This is a genomic window from Fischerella sp. (genome assembly GCF_013388695.1).
Classification (GTDB): domain Bacteria; phylum Cyanobacteriota; class Cyanobacteriia; order Cyanobacteriales; family Nostocaceae; genus PCC9605.
Map to the genome: position 1 here is coordinate 1 of NZ_JACAEU010000080.1, position 23,775 is coordinate 23,775.

At 42.2% G+C, this 23,775-nt stretch carries 20 protein-coding genes and 1 pseudogene; 9 read left to right on the forward strand and 12 right to left on the reverse strand.

Going from position 1 to position 23,775, the window contains the following annotated elements; translation table 11 throughout:
- Positions 1-87 precede the first annotated feature (87 nt).
- Together HXY43_RS10715 and HXY43_RS10720 are read right to left on the reverse strand one after the other, a co-directional pair.
- Positions 88-612 carry an FKBP-type peptidyl-prolyl cis-trans isomerase gene (locus tag HXY43_RS10715; protein ID WP_290883141.1) on the reverse strand — a complete coding sequence of 175 codons (525 nt, stop codon included), beginning with the start codon at positions 610-612 and terminating at the stop codon, positions 88-90.
- Between the two features lie 391 nt (positions 613-1,003).
- Positions 1,004-1,138 (reverse strand): hypothetical protein, encoded by a 135-nt coding sequence (locus HXY43_RS10720; RefSeq protein WP_290883143.1) that lies wholly within the window; start codon positions 1,136-1,138, stop codon positions 1,004-1,006.
- Positions 1,139-1,145: 7 nt separating this feature from the next.
- On the opposite strand from HXY43_RS10720, the gene HXY43_RS10725 reads away from it, so the two are divergent.
- Positions 1,146-1,388: a helix-turn-helix transcriptional regulator gene (locus HXY43_RS10725; RefSeq protein WP_290883145.1), complete on the forward strand. Its 243-nt coding sequence runs from the start codon at positions 1,146-1,148 to the stop codon at positions 1,386-1,388.
- A gap of 98 nt (positions 1,389-1,486) precedes the next feature.
- Here HXY43_RS10725 and HXY43_RS10730 read toward each other — a convergent pair whose 3' ends face one another.
- The gene (locus HXY43_RS10730) at positions 1,487-1,810 is read right to left on the reverse strand and encodes a phasin family protein (protein ID WP_026734400.1); all 324 of its coding nucleotides are present in this window, start codon (positions 1,808-1,810) and stop codon (positions 1,487-1,489) included.
- Positions 1,811-1,934: 124 nt separating this feature from the next.
- Between HXY43_RS10730 and HXY43_RS10735 the strand changes: the two genes are divergently transcribed.
- The gene (locus HXY43_RS10735; RefSeq protein ID WP_290883147.1) at positions 1,935-2,249 is read left to right on the forward strand and encodes a TIGR03792 family protein; all 315 of its coding nucleotides are present in this window, start codon (positions 1,935-1,937) and stop codon (positions 2,247-2,249) included.
- Between the two features lie 54 nt (positions 2,250-2,303).
- Here HXY43_RS10735 and HXY43_RS10740 read toward each other — a convergent pair whose 3' ends face one another.
- The gene (locus tag HXY43_RS10740; protein ID WP_290883149.1) at positions 2,304-2,438 is read right to left on the reverse strand and encodes a hypothetical protein; all 135 of its coding nucleotides are present in this window, start codon (positions 2,436-2,438) and stop codon (positions 2,304-2,306) included.
- A gap of 384 nt (positions 2,439-2,822) precedes the next feature.
- Here HXY43_RS10740 and HXY43_RS10745 point away from each other — a divergent pair, with 384 nt between their 5' ends.
- A complete protein-coding gene (locus HXY43_RS10745) occupies positions 2,823-4,319 on the forward strand; it encodes a HAMP domain-containing sensor histidine kinase (protein WP_290883151.1) in 1,497 nt (498 codons plus the stop codon).
- 3 nt (positions 4,320-4,322) lie between these two features.
- On the opposite strand, the gene HXY43_RS10750 is transcribed toward HXY43_RS10745, so the two are convergent.
- From HXY43_RS10750 to HXY43_RS10760, 3 genes are all read right to left on the reverse strand, one after another.
- Entirely contained in the window at positions 4,323-5,720 is a 1,398-nt protein-coding gene (locus HXY43_RS10750) for a DICT sensory domain-containing protein (RefSeq protein ID WP_290883152.1), read from the reverse strand.
- Positions 5,721-5,877: 157 nt separating this feature from the next.
- The gene (locus HXY43_RS10755) at positions 5,878-7,380 is read right to left on the reverse strand and encodes a UDP-N-acetylmuramoyl-L-alanyl-D-glutamate--2,6-diaminopimelate ligase (RefSeq protein WP_290883154.1); all 1,503 of its coding nucleotides are present in this window, start codon (positions 7,378-7,380) and stop codon (positions 5,878-5,880) included.
- A gap of 161 nt (positions 7,381-7,541) precedes the next feature.
- Complete coding sequence (locus HXY43_RS10760) at positions 7,542-7,853, reverse strand: glutaredoxin family protein (RefSeq protein ID WP_026734407.1); 312 nt, start codon at positions 7,851-7,853, stop codon at positions 7,542-7,544.
- A gap of 400 nt (positions 7,854-8,253) precedes the next feature.
- Between HXY43_RS10760 and HXY43_RS10765 the strand changes: the two genes are divergently transcribed.
- Together HXY43_RS10765 and HXY43_RS10770 are read left to right on the forward strand one after the other, a co-directional pair.
- On the forward strand, positions 8,254-10,227 hold the full coding sequence (locus HXY43_RS10765; RefSeq protein WP_290883157.1) for a serine/threonine-protein kinase: 1,974 nt from the start codon (positions 8,254-8,256) through the stop codon (positions 10,225-10,227).
- Positions 10,228-10,489: 262 nt separating this feature from the next.
- Positions 10,490-11,233, forward strand: coding sequence for a DUF561 domain-containing protein (locus HXY43_RS10770; RefSeq protein ID WP_290883158.1), 744 nt, complete (start codon positions 10,490-10,492; stop codon positions 11,231-11,233).
- 154 nt (positions 11,234-11,387) lie between these two features.
- Here HXY43_RS10770 and HXY43_RS10775 read toward each other — a convergent pair whose 3' ends face one another.
- On the reverse strand, positions 11,388-12,512 hold the full coding sequence (locus HXY43_RS10775) for a DegT/DnrJ/EryC1/StrS aminotransferase family protein (RefSeq protein ID WP_290883160.1): 1,125 nt from the start codon (positions 12,510-12,512) through the stop codon (positions 11,388-11,390).
- Positions 12,513-13,058: 546 nt separating this feature from the next.
- Here HXY43_RS10775 and fetB point away from each other — a divergent pair.
- Complete coding sequence (gene fetB, locus HXY43_RS10780; protein WP_290883162.1) at positions 13,059-13,835, forward strand: iron export ABC transporter permease subunit FetB; 777 nt, start codon at positions 13,059-13,061, stop codon at positions 13,833-13,835.
- A gap of 7 nt (positions 13,836-13,842) precedes the next feature.
- Here the strand turns inward: fetB and HXY43_RS10785 are convergent, their stop codons facing one another.
- Positions 13,843-15,597, reverse strand: coding sequence for a hypothetical protein (locus HXY43_RS10785; RefSeq protein ID WP_290883164.1), 1,755 nt, complete (start codon positions 15,595-15,597; stop codon positions 13,843-13,845).
- Positions 15,598-16,451: 854 nt separating this feature from the next.
- On the opposite strand from HXY43_RS10785, the gene HXY43_RS10790 reads away from it, so the two are divergent.
- Together HXY43_RS10790 and HXY43_RS10795 are read left to right on the forward strand one after the other, a co-directional pair.
- Positions 16,452-17,684, forward strand: a complete 1,233-nt coding sequence (locus tag HXY43_RS10790; RefSeq protein ID WP_290883165.1) for a succinate--CoA ligase subunit beta — start codon at positions 16,452-16,454, stop codon at positions 17,682-17,684.
- Between the two features lie 227 nt (positions 17,685-17,911).
- Positions 17,912-18,793 carry a CoA-binding protein gene (locus HXY43_RS10795; protein ID WP_290883167.1) on the forward strand — a complete coding sequence of 294 codons (882 nt, stop codon included), beginning with the start codon at positions 17,912-17,914 and terminating at the stop codon, positions 18,791-18,793.
- A 107-nt stretch (positions 18,794-18,900) separates the two neighbouring features.
- On the opposite strand, the gene HXY43_RS10800 is transcribed toward HXY43_RS10795, so the two are convergent.
- From HXY43_RS10800 to cofG, 3 genes are all read right to left on the reverse strand, one after another.
- The gene (locus HXY43_RS10800; protein WP_290883169.1) at positions 18,901-20,814 is read right to left on the reverse strand and encodes an ABC transporter permease subunit; all 1,914 of its coding nucleotides are present in this window, start codon (positions 20,812-20,814) and stop codon (positions 18,901-18,903) included.
- A 143-nt stretch (positions 20,815-20,957) separates the two neighbouring features.
- Positions 20,958-21,908 carry an ABC transporter ATP-binding protein gene (locus HXY43_RS10805; protein ID WP_290883171.1) on the reverse strand — a complete coding sequence of 317 codons (951 nt, stop codon included), beginning with the start codon at positions 21,906-21,908 and terminating at the stop codon, positions 20,958-20,960.
- A gap of 33 nt (positions 21,909-21,941) precedes the next feature.
- Positions 21,942-23,018, reverse strand: coding sequence for a 7,8-didemethyl-8-hydroxy-5-deazariboflavin synthase subunit CofG (gene cofG / locus HXY43_RS10810; protein WP_290883173.1), 1,077 nt, complete (start codon positions 23,016-23,018; stop codon positions 21,942-21,944).
- Between the two features lie 434 nt (positions 23,019-23,452).
- On the opposite strand from cofG, the pseudogene HXY43_RS10815 reads away from it, so the two are divergent.
- Positions 23,453-23,775: pseudogene (locus tag HXY43_RS10815) on the forward strand (photosystem II q(b) protein); the annotation flags it as partial.

The following is a 23,775-nucleotide window of genomic DNA, read 5'->3' on the forward strand; positions in this document are numbered from 1 at the left end:
CCACCAACCACTAACCACTAACCACCAACCACTAACCACTAACCACTAACCACTAACCACTAACCACTAACCACTAACCACTAACCACTAATTAACGTCCAACAACTCCACATCAAAAACTAGGGTAGCGTTGGGGGGAATGACGCCACCAGCACCACGAGCACCGTAACCTAACTCTGCGGGGATGATTAACTGACGGCGACCGCCTACTTTCATAGTACTAAGTCCTTCATCCCAACCTTTGATGACTTGTCCAGTACCGATTTTAAACTTGAAAGGTTGGTTGCGATCGCGGGAACTATCAAACTTAGTTCCATCTTCTAAGGTACCGGTGTAGTGAACTTTAACAGTTTGTCCTGTTTTAGGAGTCGCACCAGTCCCCTCTTCTAACTCAATATACTTCAGTCCAGAAGGTGTAGTGACGACATTTGCATCAGATAAAGGATTGCTCGCCATTAGAGTATTGTTTTCAATTACAGTAGTAGGTGCTGGTGTCATTTCGGTTACTTGGGCAGCAATGGCAGACTCTTGCTTCCCACCGCCAATTTGTGCCAACACCAAAACCACAACACAAACTAGCATGAAACCCACGCTGAGTAAAATCGCTTTCAAAATCAGCCCTCCCTAGTCTAGGTTGTCTGTAAATAGAATGACCTGTAGGACAAAACTTTAGTGTAAATCAGAATGTCTCTATTACCTCAGTTACCTCAGTAATTATTGAATAATTATTTAATTAGGAGCACTTGCACTGGCAGCGCGATCGCACTACGGCTAATCCTGTTCTATTTTCGGCAGTAGTTCTAACTAATTGCAAGCCGTTCATTGAGCACCTCTGTGATTTTGATTGTTCCAGTACTTGAGGAGCGATCGCTCAGTCCCTCACAGCTGGGCAATCTGAACCAGAGTATCAACTAGAACTGAACCGTATTGGTTAATAACTAAATACTAACTTCTGTTTAATGCGATCGCACTTTTGCCAACTATTTACTTTTTGGGATTGATATCATCGCAGAGACGGCGATCGCTGTTGTCCATAATATAACTCTTGGACTATAACTCTTGGACTAGCTTTTGGCTTTCCATTCTCTGTAAGATTTAAACCAATTCCTAGACTGTTTTGACCTAGTTTTTTTTGCATCTCCTCTGTGATTTATAAGGACTCTCGCCAGTTACAGCGAGAGTTACAAGCCGAGGGTACGTCATACCAGCAACTTTTGGATGAAACTCGTAAAGAACTTGCCCTGCGACATTTGCAAAACCTGGATACTCCAATTCACGATGTCGCTTTTTTGTTGGGGTTCTCTGAACCCAGTGCCTTTCACCGCGCCTTCAAACGCTGGACAGGACAAACTCCACGAGTTTACCGATTATCTAGTGGCTCGATGTGAAGGGAAGGCGATCGCACTGTCTAAACAAAAGCTTGCACCGGACTACCTGGAAATTATTGGCTTAGTTTAGGAACTATTCTTAAACTCATTTCCTTTACTCAGCGCCAGAGCTTATTTTCTAAGTCTCTTACCTGTCGCTCTAAACGATCAATTCTACCCCGCAGTTCGTCCACCTCTGACTGACGTGCAACTCCTAAATCTTGCATCATATTCCGCATTTGCCGTTGCATGTTAGTTTCCCAGCTGCCTTGCTCGGACTTTAACTGGTTTAACATGTCATCCATGACTGCTTTAGCCTGCTCAGGATCGAGCTTACCATCCTTAACTAGTTGGTCGCTCACTTCCTTGAGTTTTTCTGCCATCATGGACGTTGTACCAATACCGATCATCAATAACTGCCTCATCCAGTTGTTGCTGTCCATACCGCCTTGTCCTTGTTTATAATCAAATGACCCTTAGTGCATCTAGGCAATACACCATTGCTGGAAGGATAATTACTCTAGACTACAGCTCTATTCTGACAAACGTAACATAGGGATAAAAGGTGTGATTGTCGAACTGCTTAGGGTAAAAATACCACCTACACAACGAGAAAAATACATCCAGAAGGACGCCGAAATTTGGACAGCAGCGCTTGCCAGTTATCCTGGTTTTCTCGGTAAAGAAGTTTGGATTAACCCCAACGAGCCAGCAGAGGTCATCCTAATCATTCGTTGGGCAACGCGGGAACAATGGAAAGCAATTGGACAATCCGAATTGAACGCCATAGAGCAACGGTTTGCCCAAGAACTAGGATTTACTGGCGAGATAGTAGAGTCATCTGAGTATCAAGTACGGAAATTTCCGCAAAATCAGGGTTAATATCGTGTCTACTTGAATACTTATACTTTCGCTGAGGCTGGTAATGACTAATATTTAATATACCGCTTTGGCAATTACAGATATTTGATTCATGTTAAAGCCAGCATCTCTAAGTTCGGTGAGCGCATATTCGGCATCACTACGATTAGAAAATACTCCAACTGCACGTCTGCGTTCTCCCACAACCATTTTTAATCCTCCATTAATCAGTAATTTTGTGCTTACATTACTGTTTTGCCTTGTTTTTCTCCCGCTTCCATCGTTCTCAAGTGTCAACTGTTTATCTATCAACAGAAAGGTTATTTCTGTTTGAATATGGGAAATAGGGAATAGAGAATAGCGTGATGGAGAGGTGGGGAATGGGGAGGAGTGGGAGAGTGGGAGAGTGGGAGAATAACCACTAACTACTAACCACTAACTCTTGACTAACAACGGAAATTCCGCCTCCATTGTTCGGTTCTACGACTTTCGCCATAACACAAATACCGATAATCTCGTAATTAGTAGCGAAAAAAGTAGTAAAAATCTGCCCAAAACGCTGGATGTCGCTATTGAATCAAGGGGTGAATACCTGTGTACAAATGGATCTTGCCTAGTCTGAGCGAAGTGTTAGCCAAGAGTCAATCAACTGTAGCTTTTTGTTCATCTGCTAAGGCACAGCAGCAATGGCGTATAAGCTTGGCAGCTACACAACAGCTACTATTAAATAATTTAGCAACGGTTGGTACTGATGTAACGCAAGGATTAGTTTTAGCTGCACCAGCACCAGTATTTAATCATCCCAAACTGACTCAAAGCTTGCGATCGATAACTTTTACAGCACAAGTATTTAATCCTTTGGCACTGATGCCATTTCAGATGCCCGATCGCGATGTTGCGATCGCAACAGATACAACTGTCGCGAATGAATCGGTATTGCCATTGCTCAAAACAGATCCATTGGCGAAAGAGCAGTTTTGTCTGGTTTTTACAGATAAATTTAGACTAGTACTGGTTTTAACAGAAAACGACGGGCAACAAGCATTTTTATTTTCTTTTGATCCAGAGGTTGTCCAGCAGGCGTGGAAAGCTTTGGGCGCACGGGTAATGTTGAGTAATCCCGATCTGTTTGCTGAACTAGAAGAATTAGTACACAAGTATTATACTCCGATACCAGATTATCGCATAGTGATGCAGTTCAGCCAGTTGTTGCTAGCAGAATTACCAGAGGAGGAAGGAACTAGAGGTTGGGGACTAGGAACTAGGGAAGCTGTTGAAGGAACTGGTGAGCGCAAGCAAAACGCTGAGGTTAATTCTCATTATTCCTCATCGCCAATACCTGATGTAGAAATGCTGCAAGCTTTTGCCCATGAAGTCCGCACTCCCCTAACAACCATTCGCACTATTACCCGACTGTTGCTAAAACAGCGTGATTTGTCTGCTAAGGTAATTAAGCACTTAAAAATTATCGATCGCGAGTGTACCGAGCAGATCGATCGGATGGAGTTGCTGTTTAGAGCAGCAGAACTAGAAACTTCTGCCACGGACAAAGCTACAAACACTCACTTGACAGCGATGTGCCTTGAGGAAGTCTTGCAAGTGAGTATCCCCCGCTGGCAAGAAGCGGCAAGTCGGCGTAACTTGACATTAGATGTGGTTCTACCCCAACAGTTGCCAACCGTGGTGAGTAATCCTACTATGCTGGATCGAGTTCTCACTGGTTTAATGGAGAATTTCACCCGTAGTTTACCTGCTGGTAGCCATATTCAAGTACAGGTCATTCCGGCTGGCGATCAATTAAAGTTACAATTATTACCTCTCCCTCAAGAAGGAGACAATGGTGCAGCGGCAAAATCAATCTGTACGCCGCCAATTCGCAAAGCTCTTGGTCAATTGCTGATGTTCCAACCAGAAACGGGTACAATTAGCCTGAATCTTGCTGCAACCAAGCATCTATTTCAGGCAATTGGTGGAAAATTAATTGTGCGTGAACGTCCTCGCTATGGGGAGGTTTTGACTATTTTTCTGCCTTTAGAAGGAGCAGAAGCCAAGGAAAATCCAAAATTCAAAATTCAAAATTCAAAATTATAGACTTTAATTTTCATGGGGTTTGTCGCTGGCAATTGCTAACTGCACTGTAAAGGTGGAACCTTCTGACAGCTTGCTTTTTACAGAAATAGAGCCACCGCAGTTTCGTAAGAGTTGCTGTACAATTGTTAAACCCAAACCTGCACCACCTGGATCTTCTGTTGGTAGTGGACGTACACGATAAAAGCGATCGAAAATTTTGGGAATTTCGCTTTCAGCAATACCAATACCAGTATCACGCAATTCTAGTAAGACATAATCGCCTTGAAGACGTCCCCGCACCCATACTTGACCACCGTTGGGGGTATATTTAATACTATTAGAAAGTAGATGGATAACAAGCTGTCTTAGTCCTCCAGTTACACACCAAACCGCAGGGAGTTCAGTAGGTACAGTGTAAGCTAACATGATGCCTTTTTCTTGTGCTAAGGGCTGGTAGGTACTGACTACTCCAGGCACGATATCTGCTAAGCGTACTGACTCTAAGTTCGTTTCCTCTAAATTGTGCTCAATTTGTACTAATTCCAACACGCCGTGAATGAGAGAATTTTGGCGATCGCACTCTCGTTTCAGCATCTCCAAATAACGTTGTCGCTGAGGGTTTTTTAAACTAGGGGAATTCAACAGACTCAAAGCTGTCTTCATGTGCGTTAGGGGTGTACGCAGTTCCTGACAGACATTGTTCAAGAACTCATCTTTGAGTTGCAAACTGTTGTGTAGTGTTTGTTTTTGCTGTTCTACCTTGGCGATCCGTTTAGTAATAATTTGACGATTAATCTCATCCTGTCGTTGGAGTTGTTTTGCTAACAACTGACTCAGTAGAGACGTTGCATGCAACATCTCTACTGAGGGACAAATCAAATCAGCAGGTGCGGCGATCGCAGATAATTCTGTTATTATTATTTTTTTCATACCATCTAAAACTTGCTGAATGACTTTTCCGTCAACCGTGGTTATAGTCAGCAAAGTTTTAGGGCTTTTGAGTTGCCGATAAACCACGATTAAACTGCAAAACCGTGGTGACAACACTATGAAAAAATATTCCCGGCGAATCTGACTATTTGACAAGAATTCCAAGCATTTTTGAGATGAGGAAGTATTTTCTCCCTCCACTCCCTCTACTCCCCCTACTCCCCCTCTCCCTTTCTCTGCAACTTGGCAAGTATAGATAACTCCATGTTCACCAAATTGCTGACGATAACGCTGAATTTCTGAATGCCAAATTTTTCCTGGCGGTAGCTTTACCCATAAAGTAGCAGCAATCTGCTGTTCAATGAGTAAATCAATTTGCGACTTTAGCAGTGAAAGCAGAGTAGCAGGTGTTAAGGATAAGACTTGAGAAGGCATTTGCACTTCCAAAGCCAACTGATAAATTGACAGATCCGGGCCCGGAGAAGCATTCATGAGTAAAGCAAATAAAAAACCAAGAAATATCAAAGATAAATAATACTGCCTTAGATTTTCACCCTTAAGTGTTCATTTTTTACAAAATAAATTGGAAATAATTAGTAGTTAGTGGTTAGTTTTTACTTTTTGACCACTAACTACTAACTACTAACCATTAACCATCAACCTTCTTCATCCTCTCTGCTAAAGCGTCGCGTGCATGTTCTCTATCATCAAAGTGAATTTTTTCGGTTCCGAGAATTTGGTAGTCTTCGTGACCTTTACCAGCTAGCAAAACCCCATCTCCGGGTTGTGCTTGTAATATCGCGGTACGAATGGCGGTAGCGCGATCGCATATTACTGTTGGTTGAACTGTCTGTGGTATTCCTGTTAGTATATCCTGCAAAATTTGTTCCGGGTCTTCAGTGCGGGGATTATCGGATGTAACTACTGCTACATCAGCTAATTCAGCAGCGATTTCACCCATTTTTGGACGCTTTGTTCGATCCCTGTCTCCCCCACAACCAAACACGCAAATCATCTTACCGGGAATAAACGGACGCGCGGCTTTGAGCAAATTCTCCAAACTATCGGGCGTGTGGGCATAATCCACAATCACGCTGATATCTTGTTCAGAACTTACCTGCACCCTTTCCATCCGTCCGGGAACACCCGGAAAGTCAGGTATAACATTTGGCACCATTTCTAAATCAAGACCTAAGTGTAAAACTGCTCCTACCGCTGACAGTAAATTTTCCAAGTTGTATTGACCGACTAGCGGCGAGCGAAAAGTTATATTACCTTTTGGTGTATGCAACATACCGCTGACGCCATTAGGCTCGTAAATTAGATCGCTCATCCACAAATCAGCAGTAGCATCGCTAACACTATAACTCCAAACCCGCTCTGCATCTAAAGAGGCAATCAATCGCTTGCCGTAGGAGTCATCGGCGTTAATTATTGCTCGTCCTTTGAGATAATCAGGACTAAACAACAGTGCTTTTGCCGCAAAGTAATCTTCCATATCGCGGTGAAAGTCGAGATGGTCTTGGGTGAGGTTGCTAAACACCCCTACCTCAAACTGGCAACCCATTACCCGTCCCTGTGCCAAAGCATGGGAACTAACTTCCATGACGCCATATTCATTACCGGCAGCCATAGCTTCTGCTAGTTGGTGTTGTAGTTCCACTGCAAACGGTGTCGTGTGAACGGCGGTTTGCGTGAATCCCGGCCAACGAGTGTAGAGAGTCCCCATTAAAGCTGTGAGTTTATTGGCTTTAATCAAGAAATACTCAACCAAGTGAGTAGTTGTGGTTTTACCGTTAGTGCCAGTCACACCCACAAGTTTGAGTTTTTGCCCTGGATAGTCGTAGAAAGCAGCAGCTATTTGGGCACAGGCTTTAGTCATATCCGTAGCAGTGATGACACAAGCCTCTGGTGTAGGAGGGTGCTTGTGTGCTGCACTAGGAGATACAATTGCCGCTACAGCACCAGATGCGATCGCGCTTTGCCAAAAGTCCCCGCCATCCACTCGCGTTCCAGGCATACCTATAAACAAATCACCCGGACTAGTAGCATGGGAATTGGTCGTCAACCCTTTCACTTCCCTATCCAACGCTGGATGTTCAGGTAATTGCAAAATCCCCTCTACAGTAGCTATTAACTCCCGCAGTTTCATGTTGTGAACCTCGTCAAAAAAGGGACTAGGGAAATACCGTTGGTTAGGGTAAAGGGTAAAGGGCAAAGGGCAAGGGAAGACCTTTCCCCTTTAACCTTTTCCCTTTCTCGGGTTCCTAGCTTGGGCTTTATTCTGCACTATTTTTCTTTTTCTACAAAGAGCTATTGATACTTCCGGAGTATTTTTTCTAACTGCTGTACCGTTGCACGGGGAGAAGGACGGGGTATAAGTTGCATACTCTCTTCTGTAGCATTTGTGGGGTTCGTATCTTGCCCCTCATCTACTCTGGGGTTGACTACAAACAAGACGGGAACCTCATACTGATAAGCGGCGAACCAGTCATCACGGGTGGTAATATCCCGAATTTCTAGCTGTAGAGACGCGAAATTTCCCGTATCTACAATTTGTTCTAACTTTTCCTGCAAGCCTTCACATAAATGACATCCTGGCTTGCTGTATAAAATTAATCGCATTTGTTTTTACCAATTCACGATCTGAGGGAGTAGTGGGGAATTTGATCTGGCGATCGCTCTCCATCATAGAAAATAGAACAAGTCAGAGTGAGAGCAATACTTCTCGGTTAAAGGGGAAAGGGAAAAGGGAAAGGGACGGATATTCATCCTTTACCCCTTCACCTTTAACATGCATCCCAAACCATAAAGGAGAATCAAGTCTGCTTATCCGAGAAGTATTGAGAGTGAGAGATTCTATATCCTTGACTGTTTAAGACTTAGAAAAATGTGGCAGTAACCTGTTTCGTTTGGTAACAGTACCATCTGAAAGCAAAACTTAACAAATTGGCGATCCGAAAAATAAAGGAATTGATCAAGAAGTATTTATCATGAAATTACAACGGCTGATAGATACCTAACTATGATCTACTGCCTTAATCCCAGTTGTGAGAACCCCTTAAATCCCGATCGGATAGACTTCTGTCAAAGTTGCGGCACAAAACTCATAGCCCTGCTGCGAAACCGCTATCGTATCATCCAACCACTGGGGGGTGGGGGATTTGGCAGAACTTTTTTGGCAGAGGATGAAGATAAGCTAAAAGAGCATTGTGTTGTCAAGCAACTTGCTCCACAAGTCAAAGGAACAAGTGCTCTAAACAAAGCAACCGAACTGTTCCAAGAAGAAGCGCGGCGTCTGCAACAGCTAGGAGAACATCCGCAAATTCCGACTTTGTATGCTTACTTTAGACACGATAACTACCTGTATCTAGTGCAGCAATTCATACAGGGGCAAACCTTACGACAGGAGTTAATACAGCAGGGAATTTTCAGCGAACAAAAGATTTGGGAACTGTTAAGTGAACTATTACCCGTACTAAACTTTATCCACCAGCATCAAGTAATTCATCGCGACATTAAGCCAGAAAATATTATTCGTCGCTTTTCCCAACACCTCCAGGATGGAGGAAATAAGGGGAATTTAGTACTGATTGATTTCGGTGTTGCCAAGCAGTTAACAACTACTTCTGTAGAACACACAGGTACAAGCATTGGTTCCTATGGCTATGCACCAATGGAACAAATGAAGTATGGCTGTGCATATCCAGCTAGTGACTTATTCAGCTTGGGCGTAACTTGCTTTTATTTATTAACAGGTATTCCTCCATCTCACTTATACATGGAACAAGGCTATAGCTGGGTGAAAGACTGGCGACAACACCTGAAGTCTCCCTTATCTGCAAAATTGGAGCAAGTACTAGACAAGCTGTTGCAAAAAGATATTGAGTCTCGCTACCAATCGGTAGATGAAGTCTTACAAGACTTGCGTCAGGAAGCACAACCAAAGCCAATATCACAAATTCTATCTGAAACGCTGCCACCATCAACCATCAGGCTGAAAGCATCACTTTTCCCAAACATTGTTAAGCAGCCAAAAATAAATTTAAAATATCAACTGTTAGTTGGGTTTGTCGTCTTGCTTGTGGGGTTAGGAGGATATGAAACTTGGAAAAGTTTGAGTGGTACTTCAACTCTAACTGGACATTTTGGTGATGTTAATTCCCTTGCTTTCCAGCCTTCAGGAAATATTCTTGCCAGTGGTAGTGATGACAAGACTATTAAACTTTGGAACTGGAAGAGTAGAAGAAAAATCCGTACATTGCATGGGCATAAAGGCATCGTTTATTCTATCGCCATTAGTCCAGATGCTCAAACTTTGGTTAGTGGAGGTAATGATAATAATATAAAAATCTGGAATCTAAATACAGGAAAGGAAATTCGTACCCTAAAGGGGCATTCAAACTGGGTTAATTCGGTTGCCATTAGTCCAGATGGTCAGACAATTGCTAGTGGTAGTTATGACGGAACTATCAAAATCTGGAACTTAACTACAGGACAGGAAATCCGCACTCTCAATGGGCATTCCAGCGCAGTTTTGTCCGTTGCCTTTACAGCAGATGCACATAAGCTGATTAGTGCTAGTGCAGACAGAAAAATTATCATTTGGAATCTGAACACAAGCCAAAAAATACGCACTCTGGAAGGACATAAAGCTGATGTGAATGCTATTGCCATCAGTCCTAATGGTCAACTATTGGTTAGTGTCAGCGATGACAAAACAGTCAAAGTATGGAACCTAAATACAGGCAAAGAAATACGCACTCTAGAAGGACATAAAGCTGACGTAAATGCTGTTGTCTTTGGTCAAGATGGGAAAACTATTGCTACTAGCAGCGATGACGATACTGTTAAAATCTGGAATCTGGTAACGGGAGAGATAATAGACACCAAAGAGCAGTCAGACATGGTTTTTGCGATCGCCTTTAGTCCAGATGGCAAGACGCTCGTTAGTGGTGGTGCAGATAAAACTATCAAAATTTGGCAAATTAGTCATTAGTCAAGAGTTAGTGGTTAGTGGTTAGTAGGGGCGGGTTTAGCCACAAATTTATATGCTTCAATCATAAAATATCTATCAAAACCCGCCCGTACAGTGGTTAGTGGTTATTCTCCCCATCTCCTCCTCGGGGAATTAAAAATTAAAAATTAAAAATTTTGAATTCTACATTTTTAATTTTTAATTGACTACTCCCCCTACCCCCTAGCAACAAGCGTCTAGTAGTGTGACAATATTCCTACTTTGTAAATTTGTGAGAGGAATAATGACGATGCATCCTACTCTCCAACGTGCATTTGCTAACCGCTGTGCTCTCAAAGTTATCAGCGGTTTGAATAACTTTGACGCCAACCGTGTTGCTGCCACCGTCAAAGCTGCACACTACGGTGGTGCGACTTTTGTCGATATCGCTGCCGATCCAGCCTTGGTGAAATTAGCTAAAAACTTGACTGATTTACCAATATGTGTATCAGCGGTAGAACCAGAAAAATTTGTGCAAGCTGTGGCTGCTGGTGCAGATTTAATTGAAATTGGGAACTTTGATTCTTTCTATGCCCAAGGACGCAGATTTGAGGCAGAGGAAGTTTTAGCGCTGACAAAAGAAACTCGTGCTCTTCTTCCTGAAATTACCCTCTCTGTCACCGTTCCCCATATTCTCACACTAGATCAACAGGTACAGCTGGCTGAGGAACTGGTGAAAGTCGGCGCAGATATTATCCAAACTGAAGGCGGTACTAGCAGCAACCCCACTCACCCCGGTACTTTGGGCTTGATTGAAAAAGCCGCTCCCACTTTGGCAGCAGCTTACGAAATTTCCCGTGCAGTATCAGTACCAGTGTTGTGTGCTTCCGGAATTTCTAATGTTACCGCACCCTTGGCGATCGCCGCTGGTGCTGCTGGTGTTGGTGTAGGTTCTGCCATCAACCAACTCAACAGTGAAGTCGCAATGATAGCCGCTGTACGTGGCTTGGTGGAAGCTTTGGGAACTAGGGTAGAGGTTAGAGGCTAGGATTGGGGATTGGGGATTGGAGATTGGGGATTTGGAAAAGACAAAGGAGAAAAATTACTTCCTTGTCCTCCTAGTCCCCCTTCCCTTTCCTTGTCCTTGTCCTCCTTATCCCCGATCCCTTATCCCCGCTCCCCGCTCCCCGCTCCCCGATCCTCTACCCCAAACAATCCTTGAGGCTATAAATCACCTGATCTTGCTGTTCTTCAGAAAGTTCTGGGAACATGGGCAAAGATACAACTTCTTGAGAGGCTTGTTCTGCCACTGGCAATTGCCCTGGTTGATAGCCCAAATTTTCGTAAACTGGTTGCAAATGTAGAGGGCGGGGATAGTAAACCATTGTATTTACTCCCTGCTCTTGCAGTTGGTTACGCAGCCAGTCTCTTTTCTGGTTAAGTATACGAATCGTGTATTGGTTCCAAACTCCTTTTCCTCCAGCTAATTCTTGGGGTGGAATTATACCGGGAACTTGCCTGAGAAACTGGTGGTAACGAGATGCGATCGCCTGTCTTTGTTGATTCCAAATATCTAAATAACGTAGCTTTATTTGCAGAATAGCCGCTTGGATCGCATACAAGCGGCTATTGATACCTATCTCTTCGTGGATGTAGCGATTTTTTTGACCGTGTTCCTTGAGTATCCGTAACTTAGCGGCAATTTCTGGCTCGTTGGTCGTTATCGCTCCGCCATCACCGCAGCCACCAAGATTTTTGGTAGGGTAGAAACTAAAACAGCCGATGTGTCCTATACTTCCTACCCTTTTTTCACCCCAAATTGCACCTGTAGACTGGGCGCAATCCTCAATGACGATGAGATTGTGAGCATTGGCTATATCCATTAATGCAGTCATATCTACAGGTTGTCCAAACAAGTGAACAGGGATAATAGCTTTGGTTTTGGGTGTTATGGCCGCTGCTACTTGCCGCAAATTTAAATTAAACGTATTTGCATCGATATCAACAAATATCGGCTTTGCACCCACAGCACTGATAACTTCAGACGTGGCGATAAAAGTGAAGGGTGTTGTAATCACTTCGTCACCCGCACCAATATCAAAAACCCTAAGAGCCAAATAGAGGGCATCAGTACCGGAATTACAGGCTACGCATTGACTCACACCAGTATAGGCAGCAAACTGTTGCTCAAAGCCTTCAACTACTGGGCCGCCAATATAACGACCAGAATTTAGAACTTCTAAAACAGCAGCACTGATTTCTGCTTCAATAAAGGCGTATTGCTGCTTGATGTCAAATGCAGGGATAGAGTTTTCACTTTGAATCATGAGTTTTAAACTTATGTCAAGATAGATGCCAATGCAGAATTTTTGCTTAGGGAATTTTTAATCATACTGATACTATCAGGATGTCGCCTTGAATACAGTCTTATCAAGAGTTTTTACTAAATTTATTGTGGTGTAGCAAAATTTGTAAACACGATGCTTAACTCTTGAAATATTGGCCATCTCTGTAATTAGACCCTAAGTTTAATTCTGTATTGGGAATTTGAAATTGTTGAAGGCTCCCATCTGCTTGGGTAAAACGTGATATATATCAACACAAGATCCAATACATGTAATTAAAGTTCCCGGTGTATTGGCAATTTCAGCAAGAGATGGTTAGTGGATAGTGGATAGTGGTTAGTGGATAGTGGTTAGTGGATAGTGGTTAGTGGATAGTGGTTAGTGGATAGTGGATAGTGGTTAGTGGATAGTGGATAGTGGTTAGTGGATAGTGGTTAGTGGATAGTAGATAGTGGTGAAAAATCACTACTAACTACCAACTACTAACTACTAACCACTATCCACTAACTACTAACAAAGTAAAAATCTATGCAGGAACTCATTAAACTGGATTTGATTGATTTGGCTAGTGCTACAGCATTGATGGCTATAGCCATTGGTTTATCTGCTTGGGAAAGCATAGGACTAGAACTCAACTTAGCCCTTGCGACTGGGAGAACCATCCTACAACTAGCGGTATTAGGATACGTTTTAGATTTCATCTTTGCTTTTGACAATGCTTGGGCAGTTTTGGGGTTTTTAGCAGTCTTATTAACGATTACGGCGATTGTCGCACGAAATCGCATCACTCAAAAAATACCGCAAGTTTTGCCCTTAGTGTGGGGTTCAATTTTAGTTAGTACAGTTTTAGTTATACTTTATACAAACTTTATAATTATTCAACCAAATAGATGGTATGAACCGCAGTACGTAATTCCCCTTGCTGGAATAATATTAGGTAATGCTATGAATGCAGCTGCGATCGCCGGAGAACGTCTTGTCAATACCATCAACAACAGCCAGCAAGAAATAGAAACTCACCTGAGTTTAGGTGCAACTCCCCAGCAAGCAGTCGCCCAGTATCGCAAAGACGCTATTCGTGCTGGCTTAATTCCCACCATCAATCAGATGATGATTATTGGTTTAGTGACAATACCAGGGTTTATTGCTGGACAAGTGCTGGGTAGCGTAAATGCCCTCGATGCTACATCCTATCAAATTTTAATCATGTTCATGACTGCTGTCGCTAACTTGCTAACAAGCATTTTATTAACCAGGGGATTGAGCCGTTTGTTTTTTAACTCCGCTGCCCAGCTGATTAGATGAGGAGGGCCTACCCTCCCGGTACATGACCGTGAATTTGATTACCTTGGGCATCAAAGACGATCACAGCTAAGTTGGCGTTATCACTAATTACCTCTAAAGCTTGCTGTAAGCTTTGCAAATGATTAGTAACATCTGCGACAGCATTCTGTTTGCCCTGATTCAAGCTAGTATTTAGTGCTTCTTCATACTCTGGAGTAATGCGAACCATAATTTCCCGAGCAGTTAAAGTAAAATTACAAACTCGAATTGCACCAGAACAGGTTTTTTCTAGATCGGTGCGGGTTTGCTGTAAAAAGTTGGCAGCTTGGAGTTTTTCTTCTGCTTGCTTGAGTGATGTCGAATAAGGTTCGATTAAGGTTTGAGCTTGAGTGTAGTAAAAACTATCTGTGCTAACCTGTTTTGCTGCGCTTAGAGCCTGATTCCAGTATGTTACCGCTGCTTGCCATTGGTTTTGTTTTTCATAGCGTTTGGCTTGTTCTGCAACGTTCACAGCTTGTTTGTAAGTTTGGGCTGCTAATACTTGTTTAGTAGCGCGATCGCGTGCAATTGCTAGTTTTGGTTTATAGTCTGCCAGCAGTGTTTGGGCTTCTGGGTATGCAGGACTATTCTTGGGAATGGAAATCAAGGCATTCACTGCTACTTGCCAAGTGGATTGAACTTTTTGCAACTCTGGTAAAGTTTTGGCGGTGTTCTCCCGCTTTGTGGCAGCATTAGCTACATCTTTTGCTGCTGTTAATTTTTTTAGCCATTTGTCTTCGACCAGCAACTGCTGATTAACGCTATGTAATCTAGCCCGATATGTTGCTAATTGTGGCTGTACTAATCCATAGAGTTCATTTTTAGCACCAATCGTTTCTAATGGGGCGATCGCTTGTCGCCATAGATTTTGCCTAGCCTTTAATTCCTCTAGGCTATTTGCTGAAGTCTTACTTTTTTGCGCTGCCAACGATGCTACACTAAATGCCTTGACCACCTTGTCAATAGTTTCCGATCGTTCAGACAGATTTTTGGTCAGTTTCTCAGCTTCTTGGTAACGCGGCGACCAATTAGGAATTGTTTGCAGTGCTGCAACTGCTTGCGACAACTGCTGTTGCACATTTGTCAAGTTTGTTTCTGACTTGGCGCTGTTGATCAGTTGTCGAAATGACTTTTGTAACTCTTCGGCTGTTTGTATTTCTTTACACTCGAACATCACACAAGGACGAGTTAGGAAGTAGGCTCCTCCGCTTAAAATTGCGATTGTTACCAGTGCTATACCCAACACAATGCCTTTGACTGAACGTCTTGACTTTGATGTTGTATAAAAAGACAAATCCGGCGCATCTGCCATTGGATCAAACGGTTCCTCTTCAGTCTGTTCGGGGGAATCAGTAGGGGCAAATGGCTGTTCGTCTGTATAAGAGTAGGAAGTAGTAAATGGAGAAGGATTTTCCTCCGTCTTCTCCTCTTCCCCTACTTCAGAACCTTTTAAAATCAGGGAATGTTTGGCGTAAGGCAGTTTCACACCTGCTATCCTGAGAAAAATTTCCACTCGCTGTCCGTGGTGGTTTAGTAACGACTGGAGCGCATCCTCAAGTAATGTAAAAATATTTTCGGTATCAGCTGCCACACCTTGTGGGTGTTGAGTTAGGATCATTAACTGGTCATTTTTGACAGCACACTTCACCTGGAAGAATTCACCAGATGGAATTTCTGCACGCAACTGTTCTTGCAAAATTTGCGCTATAAACTGTAAATCTTCTTCTATGACTGCTACTTGCATAGAGCTATCCTGCTGATTTATATAGTTTGATTTATTTTTAAGCGTGTTAGAAGAATTAATTGTGTTTTCTGAATGTAGATACACAGTTTAACTAACCCCAGCCTTTCAATCTTAATGACATTTTTTGTAACACAATTTTCCAACTTTAACCAAAAGTCAAAATCAAGTTGATAAAGTTCTGAAGGTCTTGCTAAACATCACTTTAATTAGTTCTACAAAACTGATGGAGAGTTTCACAATTCCTAGTTTTTATACTTGTGACTGTTAAGTAAAAAAAATGAATGCCAGTATAAATTTAGAATAAAAAATGGGAATAATAAAAATTGCGCTTTTTTCTATATAGTGACTATATCCATCATTTTAGATAGATTTTGCCTTCCTTTATATTTTCAAAATGCCCATATGTATTGGTCTCAGTTGAGTAATCATAAAAATAGCGATCGCTGTTAACAGTCGCAAGTAAATAATTTTATCTCACTCCCAGTCAGTGTGTTTTCTGTCATTAGTGTTTTCCCTGAGTTGAATTAAAGAGGTTAAATTTTCAAGTGCCGAATTAACAATTTTCTCTCATATGAGAAAATATCCGATGTACTAATGTATCAACGTTTGGTGACAAAAAGGCTGGTTCACTCAGATATAAGAAGATTTACTGATGTGACTAATTACCTATTGTAGAAATGGTAAAAACGAACGAAGCTGTGAATTTACCTGATTTACTGAATTGGATAAAATTAATGAGAGAAAAATAATTTTTAATAGGTGACAAAGTTTTATTCTGCGAACTAGGTGCAGCTTTCATATTTTAATCAGCACCGCCGCAATCGAACTGAAGTGGCTAGAGTTTAGGTGTGTAAATGGAATTGCTAGAGTATCAAGTAAAAGAATGGTTTCGGAAAATAGGCATTCCCGTATTGCCTTCTCAAAAAATTGACCATCCCACGGATTTAAAAAGATTAAAAATTAGCTACCCGATTGTACTGAAATCTCAAGTACATGGAGGTGAACGAGTAAAAGCAGGTGGAGTCAGGTTTGTGGAAACGACTATAGATGCGATCGCCGCTGCACAAAATATTTTTAATTTGCCAATTTTAGGCGAGTTACCAGAAGTGCTGCTGGCAGAAGCTAAGTATGATGCCGAACAAGAATTTTATCTGGCTGTAGTTTTAGATACTGCGGTTTGCCGACCGATACTTTTGGGTTGTAAAGAAGCAGATATTGATTGGGAATCTGCTGGACAAAAAATGCAACATGTCGTAGTGGAACAGGAATTTTCCCCATTTTACGCCCGACGGTTAGCTCTAAAAATGGGCTTGCAAGGTGCGTTAATGCAGTCGATTAGCACTGTAGTTGAGAAACTATACCGCTTATTTATAGAAAAAGACCTAGATTTAGTGGAAATCAATCCCCTGGCAGTGAGTTCTTCTGGTCAAGTCATGGCTCTTAATGGTAACGTCAGTGTCAATGAAAGAGCGATCGCCCGTCATCCAGATATCGCTGAGATGGCCAGAAAAATGAGCAATCGTCACAGTAGCGTTGAGTTTAACAAGAATTTAGCCAATTGGGACGCGGTAGAACTGCACGGTAAAATCGGCATTTTGGGTAATGGTACGGGTTCGGTGTTGACGACTTTGGATTTAGTAGTCAATGCTGGTGGCAAACCTGGTGTTTGCCTGAATCTACGCCACGCTTTTCCCACCGATACTTTACCAAGTACCTTTCGCGATCGCCTCGATCGAGCATTGAATATCCTAGCTGGGGATAAAAGTATTCAAGTGATGCTGATTAATTTTCTAGGTAGCGTTCCTCAGAGTGGAGAAGTGGCAGAAGTCATTGCTAATTTTATCCAACAACATAAAAACGAACTTAAAACACACGCTTCCCGTTCTAATGGCAGCAAAAGCCGTCGTGAAACCTATTTACCGCGCTTGGTTGTTCGTCTTGCTGGTTCTGAGTTTGATGCAGCCAGAAAATATCTAGCAACACTGAAAACTCCGAGTGATGCATCTATAGTAGTAGTAGAAAATTTAGATGAAGCAGTGGCAGAAGCAGTCCATCTTGCCAAATCAACCCCTCATAAAAAGTTTTGATATATATTCACCCCAAGTTTGGGGTGATATCTGAGGCAGAATAGATAAATCAAATAGAGGCAACCCATAGCTTGTCTAACTGTAGATTTCAGCCAAAGTAAAAGTTTTTTGTAGGACTGAATGTTGAGAGGGGTTCGCTTTATCCAAATTCAACTGATACGACACAGTGTATGTGTTATTTCTGCCAATAGCTTCAGCTAGTGGGTTTCCTAAATTACCGTGCTTTTATGAACTTAACGCCAGACAGTAAAGTTTTAATCCAAGGCTTCAGCGAATTTATATCAGCAACTCATGTTGATCAAATGAAAGCCTATGGTACGAATTTGGTAGCTGGAGTAGATCCCGGATGTGGTGGACAAAAAATTTATGGTCTGCCAGTGTTCGACCTGGTAGAAGAGGTGGTAGATAGATATGGATTAATTGACACTACGATTATCTGCGTACACCCTTACCAAGTTTTAGATGCGGCATTGGAAGCGATCGCATCTGGTATCCGCCAAATCATTGTCATATCTCCAGGTGTGCCACCTTTAGATATGGTGCAATTACTGCGTAAAGCCGAGGCAACAGAAACACTAGTGGTAGGGCCGAATAGTCCAGGTATCATCGTACCAGGTCGGATTCTCTTAGGTACTCAACCAAGTGAATTTTATACCCCTGGTCAAGTGGGAGTCCTCAGTCGCAGTACCACCCTTACCTATGAAGTTGCTAAGGAATTAACCACAGCTGGTTTAGGACAGTCCATTAGTGTCAGTATTGGTAGTGATGCGATCGTTGGTTCATCATTTATCCAATGGTTGCAAATTTTTGATGAGGACGACACTACAGAAGCGATCGTGTTAGTTGGACAACCAGGTGGAGGTAGAGAAGAAGCAGCAGCGCGATACATTAGTGAAGCGATCGACAAACCAGTAGTTGCCTACATTGCAGGCACCCATGCACCACCAGCGAAACATTGGCGTCAAACAGGAACCCTAGCGGCAGTTATCGGACGCCACCCTGACTTTGGCACAGCAAAAAGCAAATTAGCTGCTTTTTCTGAAGTAAAAATCCCAGTAGCCGAACGTCCTTCTCTGATTCCGGAATTAGTCAGGAAGGTAATTAAATAGTCATTAGTTAGTGGTTAGTGGTTAGTAGATAGATTTGATTGTTGATTGCTAATTTTATGCGGTGCGTTAACGCAGTGTAACGCACCCTACCCTACATATTTATCAGTCTAAGTTCCTGCTAACAATGCTTTCGTGGCAGATTCTCCTGCTAATTTGACCTGACGTATCAGCTGCAAGTTTAATAATACCAAGACACTCAATTCACCCAAAAGTGCCATAAAAACTGTTGTCGTTGTGGCGTATTCTAGACCTGTCCAAGGAAAACTTGAAAACAGCCATAAGATAGGAGTTTCAGAAGCTTGAACTCCCAGCATTCCTAGAAGCATCGGTGGTAAAAATATTGCTGCGGCAACAGTACCAGTTGCCCAAAAAGAACGTTTAACAGTTTTCATGAGTAGCATTCTTTGTGCCAAGGTAGCGTAAATCATCATTAAAGTGATAAACAACGCCACACCTAAAATTGCTTTGAAACTACCAACTTCAATTAGCCAATTGGAGTTATTTATAGGGTGAGTATTCAAAGCAGGTGCAAGTAAAATCCAAATTGCTAATGGGGTAGTAACAATCACAAGATTAATCACCATTGTGATTAGCGCAGGGCTTTTTTCATCCCATATCAAATTTTGCAATAGTGAATTTTGCCAGGTTCTTTTGCTATTAGAAATATTTTGGTGCCGATATCTTGCCCAATCTTGTATTGCTTGGCGATGAGGCGAGAGAATTGCTATTAAGCCGAACAGCAGCAGTAAGTTAAAAAATGCTATCAAAGGAAAGTTTTGCGATACCTGGTAATTCAAATCGTAATAGGCAGGAACAGGACTAGTACTGGGGTGGTAGGCAGGATAATAATTTTTGACATATTGCAGAGTGAATCCCCACAGAATGATTTGCAAATAAGCAACCAAAAAATAACTCTGACCCTTACTCAGCATTGCTGCATTCGGATTACGGAAGCGACGCTGTAGTCCATGCCAAATCCAATAAGTCCACAAGCCATAATTCAATAAATTCAAACCTAGCAGACCGACAAGGCTTTTCCCAACAGGGAGATAGAAAAACTGTATTTGTTCTAGCAATTCCCAATTGTATCTACGGAATAAATTTGGAAATAAATAAGCCGTCATGTCAAAAGGACTTAACAACCTTAACCAAGCAGCTGCATTGTCTAAATAGGGGCCACTTGATGCCATTTGCATTGTAATTATCAAGAAAATTAGAACTGCACCGCTGCCTAACCAAGGTTGAAAACCGCTGAAGAAACGGCTAAAAAATCCAAATAAAAGTGCAGCACTGTAGAAGAATATGCAGCTAGCAGCCAAAACAGCATAAAAGCTCAAAATGTGACTAAAGGCTATTTTGGCAGAACGCCCTGCTACCAAATGTAAAGGAATTGCAACTGCGATCGCCAAATAGATTAGAATCGGAACTCCTAGCATTTTGCCAGTCAAAATACTTGCTTCTGACTGGGGACTAAGACGGAGAAAGTTTAATGTTCCCCGATGTTCTTCTTGAGCTAAGTTATTGATCAGTAAATAAGTGCCTGCATCTAAGAGCGTGAAGATAAAAATTACTGTGAGTGATAGGAATATATATTCCCAGTGGTCTCGCCACCACAGTTGCATATCTATTTGGTCTAAAGGACAGAATTGATTGTACAAAATATTATTGATACGACGTTCTTCTGTCTTTAGTTGATCTACTTGTTGTGTAAGTAATTGAATTTTTTCTGCGTCGTAATTTTTTGCTTTGCTAAAAAAAGATAATTGTTGTTGTAGTCGATTAATCTGCGGGTAAATATCATTTAGTTGTTGTTTATAAGCTTCTCCCACGAGGCAATAATTGCCAGACACTGGGTATTTTTCGCCAGGTATTTCTCGTAATTGATAGAGGAACAGTATTAGCTGACCAATTAAGGATGTAACACAGGCGATCGCCACAGGAAAAACTTTCAGGCGACCTTTAATTTCCCGCAGCAATTGCGGATTCCAGTCGCCGATTCTGTCAAGAAAATTGAGCATCATGGATAAAATTCTCCAAAATAAAATTGGGGCGATGGGGAGGTGGGGTGATAGGGAGGAGTGGGAGAGTGGGAGTAGGAAGAGAATAACCACTAACCACTAACCACTAACCACTAACTAATGACTAATGACCAATGACTCTTGACTTATGATGCTTGTTTGTGACCCAGCTTGAGGAAAATAGCTTCCAAGTCCTCTTGGGTACAGTGAAATTCGGTAATGGGAATGTCAGCTTGAATCAGCGATCGCAATAAGTCAGTACAGTCTTTCTGTTTCCCAGAAAAATTCACCCGCACGCTGTTTTTGGCACTCATCACCTCCCACTCTTGTACGAAAGGATTATTTTTCAGTTCCCCCAACACTTCTTCTAGCTTTCCCAAAGTAGAGATGATAATTTGCTGGCGGGCAAGACGCTGGTAGAGTTGTTGTAGCGATGCACTTTCTACCAAGTAACCGAGTTCCATAATTCCCACTGAGGTACACAGTTCTGCTAAGTCGCTAAGAACGTGGGAAGAAATTAATATTGTCATTCCCGCTTCTTGCAACACTTTGATAATTTCCCGAAACTGCATCCTAGCAATGGGGTCAAGTCCTGAAACAGGTTCATCCAACAGCAGTACAATCGGTTCGTGGATAATTGTTCGCGCCAAACTGAGGCGCTGCTTCATCCCTCGCGATAGCGTCGAAATCAAACTGTTGCGTTTATTGACTAGCTGGATCAGTTCTAAAACTTCATGCAGACGTTGGGTACGGCGCGGTTCTCGCAAACGATACAAACGAGCAAAATAATCTAGGTAGTCCCAGACAGTGAGTTCCTCATACAGCGGATAGTCATCAGGTAAGTAACCAAGGCGGCGCTTGAGAGTGGGGTTACTGTGATCGCGCAACAAGCGATCGCCATTAATATAAATCTCACCCGTAGTTGGTTCTTCTGCTGCTGCCAACATCCGGATGAGAGTTGTCTTTCCCGCACCATTAGGGCCTATTAATCCGTAAACTTCACCTGCATAAATCTCTATATCAACATTATTAACGGCAACGTGTCTGTCAAATTGCTTAGTCAGTCCAGAGGTGCGAATTGCTAATTCTTTTACCATAGCTGCTGAGTGCCGCTTGTGATTATCAATAAGCTAGCCTCTTCTTACAGCATTTGTCAGGTTTGTTTCGGAAATTGAAACTGTCTTTAAAAAAACTTGATTTCTCGTCTTCTCATAGGATGTCTGAAAAGCGTGGTTAAGGTATATTTTGTCATTTTTTCGCCATTGCTTCACAACTGTCTGTAACTCTCCCGACAACCAACCATCAAACTGCGGATAAACTGGCAACCTCGGCACTAATTCCCATCCACCAGGTTGTAAAATTTCTCTCAATTCCTGCTCTTGAAGATGAGGATAATCAGGATTCACTTCATCTTTTGGCCCGATTCCACCTAAATCTCTTGCACCTGCTTCTAAACATGCGAGTAACCATTGCTTATCTTTGACTAAATTCGGCGGAATTTGGATGGTGATGTCTGACGGTAAAATTTGACGTGCTTTGAAAATTAATTCTGGTAGTTTATTGGGGTCAAAGGGTGATGCATTAAAAGTTTGCTGACTTCCAGGACTGTGGGGTTGCAGAATGACTTCTTGAATGTGATGATGACGTTCATGAAGGTGGGCGATCGCTGCTAATGTCTCCCACCAATCATTCTCGTTTTCCCCAATTCCTAATAACAAACCTGTTGTAAACGGAATCTGCAATTCTCCTGCCCACTCTAATTGTTGCAACCTTACTTCTGGTAATTTACTAGGTGCATGTTTATGCACAGTTTTTAGCAATTCCGGGGTTAATTGTTCCAACATCAACCCCATTGAAACATTCACATTCTTGAGTTTTTGCATTTCCTCAAAACTTAGCGGCCCAGCATTTGTGTGCGGCAAAAACCCCATTGAAAATGCCAATTTGCACAAGTCATAAATCCGTTGAAACCAATCTGAACGCCGCGATGATTGGGGATGCACTTCACCGCTGAGTATGAGAATTTCACAGATATTTTGGTGTTGAAGTTGTTTCAAAATGCTTTCTGTGGCTTCTAAACTCATCCAAGGACTTTTACCTGGATCTGCGCGAAAGTTGCAGTAACTACAGCGATTGAAGCACTCATAAGTGGGAACGATTGTGTAAGCAGGACTGTAGGTAACTATGTGGGAATGAGAAATTGACATTGATTAAGAAAGGTTGACTCGACGTAGTATCCAAACTTCTGCCTCGCGATCGCTCAGTTCGTAATTTTTAGGACTTACGCACTGTACAAATTTCTTATCTTGTGACTTAACGAAAATACGTCGTTTCAGGCTTTTATCAATCATCCTTTGATAAATAGCGATCGCCTAAACAGTGTCGAAAAATCAAGGTTTAATGCCTGAAAACCATACTTCATATTTGGTATTTTCTGTCAATGCGTAAGTCCTAATTTTTTAGCATCAGCAGTAGGTTTTCGCAAATTCAGCCAAGACCGACAATTGTCTCTTTAATTGGATGTACATGGCGTTGGATAAATGCTTGGCTCTGGATCTTGAGCAAACCGTGTCTACGTTTTCACAAAGGTACTAAAAGATCGGGATTCTTAACAAATCCTTTGCTTATCTAGCTTTGAGTAGTGACGCAAATCATACCAGAAGTAGATTTTTATGAAAATACTTTACAAACTGCAATATACACTTTAAGATGTGTAACAAGGGTAGAAAAACTACCTAAACATCATAAACATCATCTCGCACTCATAAAAACAATGACAGCAACCTTACAACGCGCTCGTAGCGCCAACGTATGGGAGCGGTTCTGCGATTGGGTAACCAGCACCAACAACCGCTTATACATCGGTTGGTTCGGTGTACTGATGATTCCGACTCTGTTAGCCGCGACCACCTGCTTCATCATTGCCTTCATCGCCGCACCTCCCGTAGACATCGACGGTATCCG

What these genes read in the sequence shown, in the direction of transcription:
- HXY43_RS10720 (WP_290883143.1), bottom strand. Translation starts at nt 1,138, where the DNA reads ATGCAAAAAAAACTAGGTCAAAACAGTCTAGGAATTGGTTTAAATCTT.
- HXY43_RS10730 (WP_026734400.1), bottom strand. Translation starts at nt 1,810, where the DNA reads ATGGACAGCAACAACTGGATGAGGCAGTTATTGATGATCGGTATTGGT.
- HXY43_RS10740 (WP_290883149.1), bottom strand. Translation starts at nt 2,438, where the DNA reads ATGGTTGTGGGAGAACGCAGACGTGCAGTTGGAGTATTTTCTAATCGT.
- HXY43_RS10750 (WP_290883152.1), bottom strand. Translation starts at nt 5,720, where the DNA reads ATGAATGCTTCTCCGGGCCCGGATCTGTCAATTTATCAGTTGGCTTTG.
- HXY43_RS10755 (WP_290883154.1), bottom strand. Translation starts at nt 7,380, where the DNA reads ATGAAACTGCGGGAGTTAATAGCTACTGTAGAGGGGATTTTGCAATTA.
- HXY43_RS10760 (WP_026734407.1), bottom strand. Translation starts at nt 7,853, where the DNA reads ATGCGATTAATTTTATACAGCAAGCCAGGATGTCATTTATGTGAAGGC.
- HXY43_RS10765 (WP_290883157.1), top strand. Translation starts at nt 8,254, where the DNA reads ATGATCTACTGCCTTAATCCCAGTTGTGAGAACCCCTTAAATCCCGAT.
- HXY43_RS10770 (WP_290883158.1), top strand. Translation starts at nt 10,490, where the DNA reads ATGACGATGCATCCTACTCTCCAACGTGCATTTGCTAACCGCTGTGCT.
- HXY43_RS10775 (WP_290883160.1), bottom strand. Translation starts at nt 12,512, where the DNA reads ATGATTCAAAGTGAAAACTCTATCCCTGCATTTGACATCAAGCAGCAA.
- fetB (WP_290883162.1), top strand. Translation starts at nt 13,059, where the DNA reads ATGCAGGAACTCATTAAACTGGATTTGATTGATTTGGCTAGTGCTACA.
- HXY43_RS10785 (WP_290883164.1), bottom strand. Translation starts at nt 15,597, where the DNA reads ATGCAAGTAGCAGTCATAGAAGAAGATTTACAGTTTATAGCGCAAATT.
- HXY43_RS10790 (WP_290883165.1), top strand. Translation starts at nt 16,452, where the DNA reads ATGGAATTGCTAGAGTATCAAGTAAAAGAATGGTTTCGGAAAATAGGC.
- HXY43_RS10795 (WP_290883167.1), top strand. Translation starts at nt 17,912, where the DNA reads ATGAACTTAACGCCAGACAGTAAAGTTTTAATCCAAGGCTTCAGCGAA.
- HXY43_RS10800 (WP_290883169.1), bottom strand. Translation starts at nt 20,814, where the DNA reads ATGATGCTCAATTTTCTTGACAGAATCGGCGACTGGAATCCGCAATTG.
- HXY43_RS10805 (WP_290883171.1), bottom strand. Translation starts at nt 21,908, where the DNA reads ATGGTAAAAGAATTAGCAATTCGCACCTCTGGACTGACTAAGCAATTT.
- cofG (WP_290883173.1), bottom strand. Translation starts at nt 23,018, where the DNA reads ATGTCAATTTCTCATTCCCACATAGTTACCTACAGTCCTGCTTACACA.